The organism is Bradyrhizobium sp. BR 1432 (assembly GCF_051547705.1).
Classification (GTDB): domain Bacteria; phylum Pseudomonadota; class Alphaproteobacteria; order Rhizobiales; family Xanthobacteraceae; genus Bradyrhizobium; species Bradyrhizobium zhanjiangense.
In genome coordinates, this window is record NZ_JBPUGF010000003.1 from 6,974,738 (window position 1) to 6,988,140 (window position 13,403).

General features: G+C 64.7%; 10 protein-coding genes and 3 pseudogenes. 4 read left to right on the plus strand and 9 right to left on the minus strand.

The annotated features are described in order from the left end of the window. Positions 1–189: 189 nt before the first annotated feature. A pseudogene (locus ACSKB8_RS33930) lies at positions 190–1,051 on the minus strand (TerC family protein). A 44-nt stretch (positions 1,052–1,095) separates the two neighbouring features. Beyond that, complete coding sequence (gene ndk, locus ACSKB8_RS33935; protein WP_128934245.1) at positions 1,096–1,518, minus strand: nucleoside-diphosphate kinase; 423 nt, start codon at positions 1,516–1,518, stop codon at positions 1,096–1,098. Positions 1,519–1,830: 312 nt separating this feature from the next. Here ndk and ACSKB8_RS33940 point away from each other — a divergent pair. The 3 genes and pseudogenes from ACSKB8_RS33940 (at position 1,831) to ACSKB8_RS33950 (ending at position 4,463) form a co-directional block, all read left to right on the plus strand. After that, a pseudogene (locus tag ACSKB8_RS33940) lies at positions 1,831–2,087 on the plus strand (sulfur globule protein precursor). 232 nt (positions 2,088–2,319) lie between these two features. Further along, on the plus strand, positions 2,320–2,493 hold the full coding sequence (locus ACSKB8_RS33945; RefSeq protein ID WP_164939730.1) for a hypothetical protein: 174 nt from the start codon (positions 2,320–2,322) through the stop codon (positions 2,491–2,493). 110 nt (positions 2,494–2,603) lie between these two features. Further along, on the plus strand, positions 2,604–4,463 hold the full coding sequence (locus ACSKB8_RS33950) for an ABC-F family ATP-binding cassette domain-containing protein (protein WP_438108817.1): 1,860 nt from the start codon (positions 2,604–2,606) through the stop codon (positions 4,461–4,463). A gap of 249 nt (positions 4,464–4,712) precedes the next feature. Here the strand turns inward: ACSKB8_RS33950 and ACSKB8_RS33955 are convergent, their stop codons facing one another. From ACSKB8_RS33955 to leuC, 4 genes are all read right to left on the minus strand, one after another. Further along, positions 4,713–5,603 carry an alpha/beta fold hydrolase gene (locus tag ACSKB8_RS33955; protein ID WP_245473800.1) on the minus strand — a complete coding sequence of 297 codons (891 nt, stop codon included), beginning with the start codon at positions 5,601–5,603 and terminating at the stop codon, positions 4,713–4,715. 195 nt (positions 5,604–5,798) lie between these two features. After that, positions 5,799–7,121 (minus strand): 2-hydroxycarboxylate transporter family protein, encoded by a 1,323-nt coding sequence (locus ACSKB8_RS33960; RefSeq protein ID WP_438108820.1) that lies wholly within the window; start codon positions 7,119–7,121, stop codon positions 5,799–5,801. Positions 7,122–7,187: 66 nt separating this feature from the next. Continuing rightward, positions 7,188–7,796 carry a 3-isopropylmalate dehydratase small subunit gene (gene leuD, locus ACSKB8_RS33965; protein WP_370985411.1) on the minus strand — a complete coding sequence of 203 codons (609 nt, stop codon included), beginning with the start codon at positions 7,794–7,796 and terminating at the stop codon, positions 7,188–7,190. Beyond that, entirely contained in the window at positions 7,793–9,217 is a 1,425-nt protein-coding gene (gene leuC / locus ACSKB8_RS33970; protein ID WP_438108822.1) for a 3-isopropylmalate dehydratase large subunit, read from the minus strand. Before leuC ends, leuD begins: the two co-directional genes overlap by 4 nt. A 127-nt stretch (positions 9,218–9,344) precedes the next feature. On the opposite strand from leuC, the gene ACSKB8_RS33975 reads away from it, so the two are divergent. After that, positions 9,345–10,265, plus strand: a complete 921-nt coding sequence (locus ACSKB8_RS33975; protein ID WP_438108823.1) for a LysR family transcriptional regulator — start codon at positions 9,345–9,347, stop codon at positions 10,263–10,265. 212 nt (positions 10,266–10,477) lie between these two features. On the opposite strand, the gene ACSKB8_RS33980 is transcribed toward ACSKB8_RS33975, so the two are convergent. The 3 genes and pseudogenes from ACSKB8_RS33980 to ACSKB8_RS33990 form a co-directional block, all read right to left on the minus strand. Next, positions 10,478–10,969, minus strand: coding sequence for a hypothetical protein (locus tag ACSKB8_RS33980; protein ID WP_438110792.1), 492 nt, complete (start codon positions 10,967–10,969; stop codon positions 10,478–10,480). 164 nt (positions 10,970–11,133) lie between these two features. Then, positions 11,134–11,586: a DNA polymerase III subunit chi gene (locus ACSKB8_RS33985; protein ID WP_128934251.1), complete on the minus strand. Its 453-nt coding sequence runs from the start codon at positions 11,584–11,586 to the stop codon at positions 11,134–11,136. Beyond that, positions 11,583–13,081: pseudogene (locus ACSKB8_RS33990) on the minus strand (leucyl aminopeptidase). The gene ACSKB8_RS33985 and the pseudogene ACSKB8_RS33990 overlap by 4 nt, the downstream one beginning before the upstream one ends. Positions 13,082–13,403: the final 322 nt, after the last annotated feature.

Here is a 13,403-nt window from a genome sequence, read left to right on the forward strand (position 1 = left end):
CTGCGTGCGACCGCGCAACGCAAGGTCTGCGCGCCGGTTGTACGAACGCGATGATGGGAGACTTCGGCTCTTGCGCTGAGCCCATGGCCGGTGATCGCTCGCGTACCGCGGCCAACGCGGCGAGCACATCAGTGACATGCTCGCCTCTCATCGCTGGAGAGAAGACCAAGACCGATCAGAGCGTCGAAGTCACTTCGCCGATGCCTTGGCGTGCCCCTCGGAGGATTCGAGCGCGGCCGCGCTCAGACTGCGCCGGCGCCAGATGGTGCCGACGACCAGCACGAGGACGACGCCGAGCGCGGCGCAGAAATATTCGCCGCCTCCGCCGCCATGGGCGAACTGCGGCGGGATGCGAAGTGCACCGAGTATGCTGTCCAGCGAGGCGCCGAGCGGGCCGTCGAACAGCATGTGCAGCTTCGGTGCGACGCCGGGATCGGTCGCGATCACCTCGCCCGCGATCCAGCCGAGCAGCGCCGCGCCGGCCCAGACCAGGACCGGCAGCTTTGCGAGCAGCGCCATGATCAGAGCAGCACCGGCGACGATGAGCGGCACGCTGATGGCGAGGCCGAGGATCAACAGCGGCACGCTGCCATTGGCGGCGGCCAGCCACCGCAATGACGTTGTCCAGGCTCATGACGATGTCGGCGACCACGACGATCTGGACCGCCTGCAACAGATGCGAGGCGGACTCGACGTCGTCCTCGTCCTCGTTTTCGGGCACCAGCAGTTTTGCCGCGATCACGATCAGCGCAAGACCGCCGACGAGCTTGAGGTAGGGCAGCCCCATCAGGCTCGCGACGATGCCCGTGAAGATGATCCGCAGTATCACCGCGGCGCCCGCGCCGAAGATCATGCCCCACAGCCGGTGCCGCGGCTTGAGGCCGCGGCAGGCGAGCGCAATCACCAGCGCGTTGTCGCCGGAGAGCAGGATGTTGATCCAGATGATCTTGCCGACCGCGATCCAGAAGGTCGGTTCAGCCATCTCGTTGCGAAACTGGGTGAAGAACGCCCCGATCGTCGCGGGATCGAAGATCTGCCAGAGCCAGTTCACAATACGTCCTTTCGCCCCGTCGTCCTAACTTATCGGCTGATGGATCAGCCGACGATCTCGTTGCCCGAAAAAAACTGCGCGATCTCGATTACAGCCGTCTCCGGCGCATCCGAGCCGTGCACCGAATTCTCGCCGATCGACTTGGCGTAGAGCTTGCGGACGGTGCCCTCGGCAGCCTTGGCCGGATCGGTCGCACCCATCACCTCGCGGTACTTGGCTATCGCGCCCTCGCCTTCCAGCACCTGCACCACGACCGGACCCGAGGTCATGAAGTCGACGAGCTCGCCGAAGAAGGGCCGCGCCTTGTGGACGGCATAGAAGGTCTCGGCCTGGTCCTTGGTCATGCGGATGCGCTTCTGCGCGACGATGCGCAGGCCCGCCTTCTCGATCACGGCGTTGACCGCGCCGGTCAGGTTACGCTCGGTCGCGTCGGGCTTGATGATCGAGAAAGTGCGTTCGATGGCCATAAATCTTGTCCTTGGAAGGAATGCGGTGGTTCGGGAGTTGCGGGGCTTATATCGGCGCCTTTGCCGGACGGCAAGCGACCGCCGAGGCGGCCGCACAGGCGCTTCGCCGCAGGCGTCGTAACCCGCGATTTCAGCTGATTACAACGATTTCACCCAGATGAACCGATCCTGAAACCCCCGTCAGGGTTCGGTTCAGCTTCGCGGGCGTAAGGTCGGGCCCATCGAAACCCAAGCCTGATTGTGAGGCAGACCGTTTCGGCGGCCTTTCCATCGACGCGACAGGCCCGCGCCGGCAGTTTGGAGGAGATCACCATGTTGAGGAAACTTTCGCTTGCCGCCGTTGCCGCGGTCGCGCTCGGTGCCGCGCTGGCGCCGACCTCCGCCTCCGCTCACTGGCATGGCGGCTGGCACGGCGGAGGCTGGCACGGAGGCGGCTGGCACCACGGCTGGGGCGGACCGCGCTTCTATGTCGGCGGCCCCGTCTCCTACGGTTATGGCGGCTGCTACGTGCGCCGGCTGGTCCCGACCCCTGGGGACCCCGCTGGCGGCTGATCAACCGCTGCTACTGAGCCCGACAGCACCTTCCAAAGCACTTTCCTGACAAAAGGGGTCCTATGCCCCCCAAGGCACCCCTTCAGGAGAGGCCCCGGCGTTCCCCCGCCGGGGCCTCTTATTTGGGCGGATATGGGGCGATTCATACAACTTTGACGAGAATTTCGGACATTCTCCGCGAGCAGCGAAACCATTTTGGAGGCAATGACTTGGTACCGTGTCTTTACTTTAAGAGCATGGAACCTCGCGATGGCTGGGCCTTTTGCCAATGACAGCGTACAGATCGACCGGCGCACCAGCCGCTCGATTTGCGATGCCGTGGGCGAACGGCTTCAGCAGAATCTGCGCCCCGATCCTCACCTCCCGACGCACCTCGAGCAGCTGCTCAACGAATTGAAGCAGCGCGAGCGCGAATCGCACTGACCGGCGCATGATCGGGAAAAGTGTGAAGCGGTTTTCCGATAGGATCATGCGCAAGCGATAACCACGGAAAAACGGGTTGCGTTCGTCGCGCCTTGCGGTGACAAGGCCGCATGCTGTCCATCACCGATCTCTCCATCCGCCTCGCCGGACGTCTTCTGATTGACCAGAGTTCCGTGCAGATCACGCCCGGCTCGCGCGTCGGCCTGGTCGGGCGCAACGGCACCGGCAAGTCGACGCTGTTCAAGGTGATCCGCGGCGAGCTCGCGGCCGAGCACGGCTTGGTGACGCTGCCGCCGCGCTGGCGCGTCGGCAGTCTCGCGCAAGAGGCCCCGAACGGCCCCGAAAGCCTGATCTCCGTCGTGCTCCAGGCCGACCTCGAACGCGACGCGCTGCTCGCCGAGGCCGAGCACGCGATCGATCCGCACCGGATCGCCGAGATCCAGACCCGCCTCGTCGACATCGACGCGCATTCGGCGCCGAGCCGCGCGGCCGCGATCCTCTCCGGCCTCGGCTTCTCCGCCGCCGATCAGCTCCGCCCCTGCGCCGAATTCTCCGGCGGCTGGCGCATGCGCGTCGCGCTCGCCGCGACGCTGTTCGCAGCTCCCGACCTGTTGCTGCTCGACGAGCCCACCAACTATCTCGATCTCGAAGGCACGCTGTGGCTGGAGGATCATCTCGCGCATTATCCGCGCACGGTGATCGTGATCAGCCACGACCGCGACCTCCTGGAAAGCTCGGTCGACCAGATCCTGCATCTGGAGCGCGGCAAGCTCACGCTCTACAAGGGCACCTATTCCTCCTTCGAGGAGCAGCGCGCCGCGCGCGAATTGCTCGATGCCAAGCAGGTCAAGCGCCAGGAGGCCGAACGCGCGCGGCTGCAAGCCTTCGTCGATCGCTTCAAGGCCAAGGCCTCCAAGGCGCGCCAGGCGCAGTCCCGGGTCAAGATGCTGGAGCGGCTGAAGCCGATCACCGCGCTGGTCACCGAGGACGTGCGCGAGATCAGCTTTCCGGCACCGGAAAAAATCCTGTCGCCGCCGATCATCGCCGTCGACAACGCTTCGGTCGGCTACGATCCGGCAACGCCTGTGCTGAACCGCGTCACCCTGCGCATCGACAATGACGACCGCATCGCGCTACTCGGCGCCAACGGCAACGGCAAGTCGACGCTGGTCAAGCTGCTGGCCGGACGCCTCGCGTCGTTCTCCGGCAGAGTGACCCGCGCGGACAAACTGTCGATCGCCTATTTCGCCCAGCATCAGCTCGACGAGCTCAACGAGGACGCTTCCGCCTACGATCACGTGCGCAAGCTGATGGGCGATGCGCCCGAAGCCAAGGTGCGGGCCCGCGCCGGCGCGATCGGTTTCTCCGGCAAGGCCGCCGACACCAAGGCCGGCAAACTGTCGGGCGGCGAGAAGGCTAGGCTGCTATTGGGCCTTGCGACCTTCTTCGGCCCCAACATGATCATTTTGGACGAGCCGACCAACCATCTCGACATCGACAGCCGCGCCGCGCTTGCGGAGGCGATCAACGAATTTCCCGGCGCTGTGATCATGGTCTCGCATGACCGCTACCTGATCGAGGCCTGCGCCGAACGGCTCTGGATCGTCGCCGATCGCACCGTGACCAATTACGACGGCGACCTCGACGAGTACCGCCGCCTGGTGCTGTCCGCGCGCAACGCCGAAGCGCCGCGCGAGCGCAGTCCCGCAAACGAAAAGCCGCAGCGCCCGAAGTCGGACAATCGCGGCTCGCTGAAGAAGCGCATCGCGGAAGCCGAAGCCGAGATCGCCCGCGTCGGCGAGATCATCACGAAGATCGACACGGCCCTCGCCCTGCCCGACATCTTCACCCGCGATCCCAAGCAGGCCGCGCAACTGTCAAAGGCGCGCGCCAATGCGGCGGACGCACTGGCGCGGGCGGAGGAACAGTGGCTCGAGGCGAGTACGCAGTTCGACGAAGCGGCGGGTTGACCCTCCCGACGCGATTGGCTGCATCAAAACCGGCAAAACAACCCCATGCACAGTACCGGTATTTACGCACCCTGGTCTTAGCCAAATGCCGGCAGGCTTTCGACCCGCAAGCACCTCCCTGAGGAGGATCAGCGCCTCCGAGAAAGCGGCACTCAGAGGTCTCGCCGGGCAGCGAGCCACCCAGCATCATGAGCGTGAGATAGACCGGCGAGCGATCCTGGAGACCGCTGTCGAGACGCCTCGCCGTCGTTACGCCAAGAAGGCATTGAGCTGCTCGAGGAGCAACTCAGGTGCCTCTTCCGGCAGATAATGGCCGCAAGGCAGGCTTCCGCCTCGCACGTCCTTGGCCTTGGCGCGCCATGTGTCGAGGACGTCGTAGCTCGACCCGACAACTCCCTTGCCGCCCCACAGCACGAGCAGCGGGCAACCGATTCTCTTGTCGGAATCCGCCTCATCGTGGATCAGGTCGATGCCGGCAGCGGCGCGATAATCCTCGCAGACGGCATGCAGCGTCTCGCGGGTGTAGCACCGGCGATACTCTTCGAGTGCAACCGGGTCGATGGCGCCCGGCGTCTTGTTCTGCTTGTTGATATGGGTCTGCAGATAGAATTCGAGATTGTTGCCGATCAAGGTTTCCGGAAGCGGCGCCGGCTGAATCAGAAAGAACCACCACATATATCGCGTAGCGAACTCCTTGTTCACCTTGGCGTACATCGTCGCGGTTGGCGCGATGTCGAGCAGGACCGCCCTGGAGACGGTGTCCGGATGATCAAGCATCAGGCGATGCAGAACACGCCCGCCGCGATCGTGGCCGACAGCCTGGAAGCGGTCAAAACCGAGCGCGCGCATCACTTCGACCTGATCCCGCGCCATCTCCCGCTTGGAATATGCGATACTGTCCTTGCCGCCGTCGGGCTTGCTCGAGTCGCCGTAGCCGCGCAGATCGGTCAGCACCACGGTAAAGCGCTCCGCGAGCTTGGGGGCGATCTTGTGCCAGCACGCCAATGTCTGCGGGTGTCCGTGCAGCAACAGCAGCGGCGGCCCCTCGCCCTTCACGAGCGCGTTGATCTCGGCCCCGCTGGTCTTGAGGCGCTTCTGTCGAAACCCCGGTAGCAACTTTTGCAGCGCGCTGGTCGTCACGGTATTATTCTCCTGAGCGAAAGCACCCGGCGCCAATATGGCCGAACCGAGGGCACCGGTTGTCAACGCGATCGACATCAGATGGCGGCGCGTCAACCCGGTCTCTGATCGATCGGAGCATGATTCAATCTGTTCGAATTCGAGCATTGAGATTTCCCCTGGAACATTCGTCCTGCGCGAAGGCCGCGGCCCGTATCAGGACAGCGATTTCATCAAGAGTGTCGCGATCACGATCATGATCGCGCCGCCGACGCGGGTGGCGATCTGGGCGAACGCCATCAGGCCCATGCGATCCGCGGCGCCAAGAATGGCGACGTCGCCGGTGCCCCCGAGGCCCGAGTGGCAGGCGGTCACGATCGCCGCCTCCACTGGATACATGTTCAGCCACTTGCCGACGAAGAAACCTGACACGATCATCGCCAGCACCGTGGTCGTGCAGATCATGATGTAGCCTGGATTGAAGGAGGCAACGAGCTGCTGCCATGAGACCAGCAATGTCCCCATCGCCACCAGGATCGCGAAAGTAAGGTTGGTCGACATGAACTTGTTGATCTGATAAGCGCCGAGCTCCATCTCGGCCGGTAGTAACCTGGTCAGCTTCAATGCCACTGCGGCGATGATCATCATGATCGGCCCGGGGATGCCGGTGAGCGGCGCCAAAATCATGCCGAGCACGAACAAGCCGCACGACAGCACCATGCCGGCACCGAGCAGTCCGAGATCGATCGGCAGGTCCGGCCGCGCTTCGCCGAGAATGTCGTCGTCTCCGGTTTTGACCAGCATCCCTCTGCCATTGAGGTCGGCCCGCATCTCGCCAAGGCGCGCCAGCAGGCCCGCGCTGACGATCGCGACGACGTTGCCGAGCAGCGCAGCCGGCACCATCTGCGCCACAAGCTCGGCTTGCGACCGATGCAACATCTCGGAATAAGCGATGGACAGCGGCAGGACACCTTCCGCAAGACCGCCGCCGACGATGGGGATGATGACAAAGAAGAACGTGTCCTTCGGGGTGTGGCCGAACAGAAGCCCGACGGCGATGCCGGCGGTGACGGCCGCGATCGTGCCGATCACGAGCGGAACGAACATGCGAACGAAGCCCTGAACCAGGACCCGATAGGGCATGCCGAGGATCGAGCCTGCGACAAGGCAGGCGATGAAGAAATACTGAAAGTTGGCGGTTCGGAACGTGGTCGTGATCGCCTTCAAGGCGGCTTCTGGCATCAGGCCGTAGCTCACCAGGGCCGACGGCACGAATAGACACAGGATCGCGGTGCCGCCGATCTGCTTCAGCACCGGAATGGTCTGACCGAGCTTGCCCAGCAGGAAGCCGAGCAGCATCAGGACCGAAAGGCCGCCGATCACGTCGTTCGGCAGCTTGCCGGAATAGACAGCGGCGGCGCAGACGAGCGCGGCCGCGACGTAGATGCCGATCGGCAACGGGCCGACCTTGAGACGGGCTAGATGTGTTGCAGCAACGGCGCCAGGCGCTTCGGCCGGGCGATATGTTGTGTCTACCAAAGCTTCCTCCGCTGTTTGTCGTTTTGTCGTTGGCGCGCGGATTCGAGCCGCGCAAGGTCGTGCAGGTCAGACGATCCAGGGGTTCTCCGCCCGATGCCGCGCCTCGAAGGCGCATATGTCGTCGGCGAAGACGAGCGTGGAGGCGATGAAATCGCGGCCGGTCAAGAAGGCCTCTTTCCTGTCCGGCTCGATGTCGAACCCGATCGAGCGGCGACCGCGATCGAACCGGATCGATTGCGCAGCAAGGTCGATCGTGACGTCATTGCGCGAGCTGTCGGCCACGACGCGGGCGAGTTCCGCCACCACATCGGCATCGAGCGAGATCGTCAGCAGACCGTTGTTGGCGCAATTGTCGTTGAAGATGCCGGCGAAGCTGGTGCCGATCAGCGCGCGAATGCCGAGCTGCTGCAGCCCCCAGACCGCGTGCTCGCGGCTCGACCCGCAGCCGAAATTCGGGCCGACGACGAGAAAGTTGGCGTCGCGATAGCCTTCCCGATTGAGGATGAAGTCAGCGTTGGGCTTACCGCCGCTGAAGCGCAGTAGGTTGAAGGCGCCCTCGCCCAAGCCGCTGCGGTCCACGCCCTTGAGGAACATTTTTGGCATGATGACGTCGGTGTCGACATTGGGCGCCATCATGGGCGCAGCCACGCCCGTGACCTGACCGAACGGAATCATTGGCGTGCTCCTGCCAAGAGAGAACGCACATCCGTGATGCGTCCGGTGACGGCTGCCGCCGCCACCATGGCCGGGCTCATCAGGTGCGTGCGCGCGCCCGGTCCCTGGCGGCCTTCAAAATTGCGGTTGGTCGAGGACGCGCACCGCTCGCCGGGCCTGAGCACATCGTCGTTCATCGCAAGGCACATCGAGCAGCCGGACTGCCGCCATTCGACGCCGGCCTCGGTGAACATCTTTGCGAGGCCCTCCGCCTCGGCCTGGGCCCTGACCTGGGTCGAGCCCGGCACCACGATCGCACGCACGCCATCGGCGACCCGGCGGCCGCGGAAGATCTCGGCCGCATCGCGCAGATCCTCGATCCGCGCGTTCGTGCAGGATCCGATGAAAGCGAAGTCGATCGGAACGGATTGAATGGGCAGTCCAGGCGAGAGGCCCATATAGTCCAGGGCGCGCCTTGCGGCCGCCTCGCGCTCGGGCGCAGCCTGCTGTCCAGGATCGGGAATGGTCTCAGTGACGGCGATCGCCTGGTCGGGACTGGTGCCCCAGGTCACGAGCGGCGCGACTTCGGAAACCTCGAGCGCGATCTCGCGATCGAACCGAGCGTCGGGATCCGATGCCAGGATCAGCCAGCTCCTGGCCGCCCGCTCCCACATCTCGCCCTTCGGCGCGCGCGGACGTCCCTTCAGATAATCCAGCACCTTTTGATCCGGCGCGATCACGACGCCGCGCGCACCCGCCTCGACGATCATGATCGAGATCACGATCCTGCCCTCGACGCTCATGTTGGAGACGACGGGGCCGCTGAACTCCACGGCATATCCGGTCGCACCGTCGGCACCTATCCGCCGGATCACCTCCATCACAATGTCCTTGGGCGTCACGCCGAGCGGCGCCTCCCCCGTCAGGTGGATGCGCATCGTCTTGAGGCGGCGATAGCGTACGGTCGACGTCGCGAGATAGTGCTCGATGTCGGATGTTCCGATGCCGTAGCCGAGAGCACCGAACGCGCCATAGGCGGTGCTGTGACTGTCGCCGGCCGCGATCACCATGCCTGGCATGACGAGCCCCTGCTCGGGAGCAACAACATGCTCGATGCCCTGCCGGGGGTCGAGGATGTCAAAATATTCGATGCCGAAATCCCTGGCGTTCTCGGCGAAGTAATCGACCTGCCGCGCCGCGCCTCGGTCCGGCATCGCGCGGGTGCGCTGAGCCGCGGTCGGGTTGACGTGGTCGACGACCATCAGCGCGGCCTTCGGATTCCAGACCTTGCGCCCAGCCGCGCGCAGCCCGGCGAAGGCTTGAGGACTGGTGTATTCGTTGAGCACGGTGCGGTCCACATAGAGCAACACGAGACCGCTATCATCGAGATTGCGGACGACATGAGCGTCGACCAGCTTGTCGTACAGCGTGCGCGCGGCCATCGCGCTTTCCTCCCAGAGAAGACTTGCTGCACCGTGACGCCCACGACACTGGAAATCCAATGTCGTGTTCTGATATCGTTATGCAAGTCATGCATAAGCAATGTCTTGAACATCAGGAGGCCGTGCGATGGAGATCAACTGGCTGCACGATTTCATCGCGGTGGCGACCACACGCAGCTTCTCGCGAGCGGCCGAGCAGCGGAACTGCTCGCAGCCGGCGCTGAGCCGCAGGATCCAGGCGCTGGAAGTGTGGACCGGGGCGCCGCTGCTGGACCGCACGACGCACAGCGTCAATCTCACGGCGGCCGGCGAAGGCTTTCGCGAGACGGCCGAGGACGTTCTGCGCCGGCTTGCGGCCGGCCGGCTCGACGCCCAGGAACGGGCTCGCGGCGCCTCCGACGTGCTGAAGTTCGCCTCGACCAACGCGCTATCGCTGACCTTCTTTCCGGACTGGCTGCGCGGGATCGAGACCAAGCTGGCGTTCGTTCCGAACGTGCAGCTGGTCGCCAACCACATGGAGGCCTGTGAGCGGATCTTGCTCGCGGGCGATGCGCACTTCCTGCTCTGTCATTACCACCCGGCAGCGACCACGGCGCTGGCGCCGTCGCATTTCCGCTCGCTGCATGTCGGAGACGACAGGCTGATTCCGGCATCGGTGCCGGTTTCAAGTCGAAGCCGCAAGCCCCGCTTCAAGCTCCCGGGAACGAAAGCCGCGCCGGTCCCCTTCCTGAGCTTCCGTCCTGAATCTGGCATGGGACGAATTCTCGAAGCCGTGCGCGTGACGTCGCCGTTGGACGCGCATCTGCGCACAACCTTTACCTCTCATCTCGCAAAGCTGCTGGTGACGATGGTCCAGGCCGGCCGCGGCATGGCCTGGCTGCCGGAAAGCCTGATCAGCGATCAGCTCGCCTCGGGCGAGATCGTCGCAGCAGGCGGGGCGGAATGGTTCGTGCCGATCGAGATCCACGTGTTCCGGCCGAAGCTTCGTCTGGCGCAGGCCGCGGAGGCGTTTTGGCAGCATATCGCGAAGAGCGGCCGTCAGATCTAAAGGAGCTGCGTCTTGAGACGGAAAACCGCTTCACACCTTTCCGGATCATGCTCCAATGCACTCTCGTGTCTCGGACGCGCGGCTGCACTCTTTGCACTGCTGCGCAGAGCCGGGACCGAGCGTGCCACGAGTTCTGGGCCCCGGCTCAGCAGCGCATCACTATGGTGCTGCGCGGCGTCCGGGGCACGCGACCTCAACGGCAAGCGTTACGCTTACGCCGGCTTCTTCTTCGCCTTCGGCTTGGTGGCCTTCGGCACGACCTGCGGCTCAGGATTGCCCTCGATCGAGGACAGACGTCCGGCCGTGAACGTGTAGATGCCGGCGCGCGGACCGGTCGTCCAGGTCACGACGGCGACGCGGCGGCCGATGGCGTCGTTGGAGAGGTTGACGGACGAAGGCGCGCCGATGCCGCGCACCACGTCGCATTCGGTGTGGCCGAGCGCGACCGTGCCGCCCATCGGCGCCGGCGACGTCGTCGATGCATTGGCATCGGCCGGACCGGGCGGCGGCGCCATGCCGGGACAGGCGCCGTCGGCGCTGACGAGATCCTCGGCTCCCACCGGTTTGTCAGGCGTGAGTGGCGGCGACTCGATCGAGATATTCTTGATGAAGAGACGGCCGGGCTTCTGGAACCATTCTGCGTCCTTCGACAGCAGATCGCTCGCGCCCGAGCAGCCCGCGACCAGCGGTGCTACGGCGGCCAACGCAATCATGAGCGAGCCGGGAAGCTTTTGATGTCGCACGATAAACTCATTCCCCGCGTGAAGGACCAGCCCTAAACGATTGTCCCAACATCCCTTTGCGGCACGAAGGTGGCCGAAGCCAGCATCGTTCGAAAAGTGCAAATTATCATTAATTGCGAACGGCGCTAATTCCGCTTCTGCCACCGGCCCCGCTCGTCGGCCTGCCAATAGGTGACATCAAATCCCCGCGCCTTGCAATCCGTCCAGGCGCTGCGCGCGAGCGCAAGCGCGTCGGGATCATCGCCGTTGAACAATAGCACCATGCGTTCATAGCCCTCCGCGTCCTGCGGCAGCGCGGCGCTGTCGACCAGGAATCGCACATTGGCGCCGTTCGGATTGTCCGCCTCGATCGCCAGCACGATCGGCTGGTCGGCGGCATCGTTCACGCGCCATGTCGCGTGCGGCAGGAACGAATCGTCGCGATAGGTCCACAAATGCGCGTCCAGCGCATCGGCGCGCTCTTCCGAGGTCGACTGCACCACGACGCGCCAGCCGCGCTCGAGCGATTTCTCGAGAAGCGGCGGCAACACGTTCTCCACCGTCATGTTTTGCAGATGGTAGAACAGCACTTCGGTCATTTGCGCTCGTAATGATCTGCCACCAGGCGATCCAGGAGACGGACGCCATAGCCGCTTCCCCAGCTCTGGTTGATATCGGACTTTGGCGCGCCCATGGCGGTGCCGGCGATATCGAGATGCGCCCAGGGCACACCGTCGACGAAGCGCTGGAGGAACTGCGCCGCGGTGATCGAGCCGCCGTGACGGCCACCGGTGTTCTTCATGTCGGCGAACTGGGAATCGATCAGCTTGTCGTATTCGGGGCCGAGCGGCATGCGCCAGACCTTCTCCCGCTCTCGATGCCGGCCGTGATCAGCCGGTCGGCGAGCTCGTCATTGTTGGAGAACATGCCGGCATGCTCGGTGCCTAGCGCGACCATGATGGCGCCGGTCAGCGTCGCCAGGTCCACCATGAATTTCGGCTTCACCTTCTTCGCCACGTACCAGAGCACGTCGGCGAGCACGAGGCGGCCCTCGGCGTCGGTGTTGATGATCTCGATGGTCTGGCCCGACATCGAGGTGACGATGTCGCCCGGCCGCTGCGCATTGCCGTCGGGCATGTTCTCGACGAGGCCGATGGCGCCGACCACGTTGACTTTGGCTTTACGCGCTGCCAGCGCGTGCATCAGGCCGACGACACAGGCCGCTCCCCCCATGTCGCCCTTCATGTCCTCCATGCTGCCGGCCGGCTTGATCGAAATGCCGCCGGTGTCGAAGCAGACGCCCTTGCCGACGAAGGCGACGGGCGCCTCGCCCTTCTTGGCCCCGTCCCAGCGCATGATCACGGTGCGGCTCGGCCGCATCGAGCCCTGGCCGACGCCGAGCAGCGCGCCCATGCCGAGCTTCTGCATCGCCTTGACGTCGAGCACCTCGACCTTGACGCCGAGCTTGCGGAGTTGGCCGGCACGGCGCGCGAATTCCTCGGGGAAAAGCACGTTCGGCGGCTCGTTGACGAGGTCGCGCGCGATGACGACGCCGTCGACGACGTGGCCGGCCGCGGCGAAGGCCTTTTTCGCAGCGGTGACATCGCCGACCGCAAACGAGACATCGGCACGTGAGCCGCCCTCCTCACCGTCCTTCTTCTTGGTCTTGTAGCGGTCGAACTTATAGGCGCGCAGCCGCAGGCCCGCGGCGACCGCGACCGCCTGCTCGCTCGTCATGGCGCCGTCGGGCAGTTCCGCCATCATGGTCATGGCGGCGGTCCCGGCCGGAAGCTTGCTCGCTGCCACGCCGCCGAATTTGAGGAAATCGTTCGCCTTCAGGCTGGCCGACTTGCCGGCGCCAATCACGATCAGGCGAGTGGCCTTCACCCCCTCCGGCGCCAGGATGTCCAGTGCGGCCCCGCTTTTGCCCTTGAAGGCGGTGGCGGAGGCCGCCCTCTTCACCAGGTCCGCGGCGCCGCCGAGCGCCTTGGCCGTTGCCGGGCCGAGCTTCAGACCGTTGTCGCAGAACACGACCAGGATGCCACGGGGCGCGGCAGACAACGGGACAAAGCCGACCTTGATGGCATCGGACATGGGTAACTTCTCCAAAACATGAGGCTTTTCGCCGCCCGGCGATCCCGGCCGCGGGCCGGAGCTGAACTGCGATTCACTGAGGTTTCCGTACTATGGGCCAGCGGCCCGCCAGATGCCAAGCACCCCCGTGGCCGGCGGGCCACAACGAGCGAAATATTAACCATATGTTGAGGGTGCCATGGGGCAGCCATTTTGTTGACGGATCAAAGGGATGGTAGAGAGAGTAAGCTGGCGGAACCGATGGCTGGCCGTCCCTTGGGGATCCCGTTGCGGGATTGGGCGGGCAGCCAGATTCCCGCCGGCATTGGGGTCTTGGTGGGAT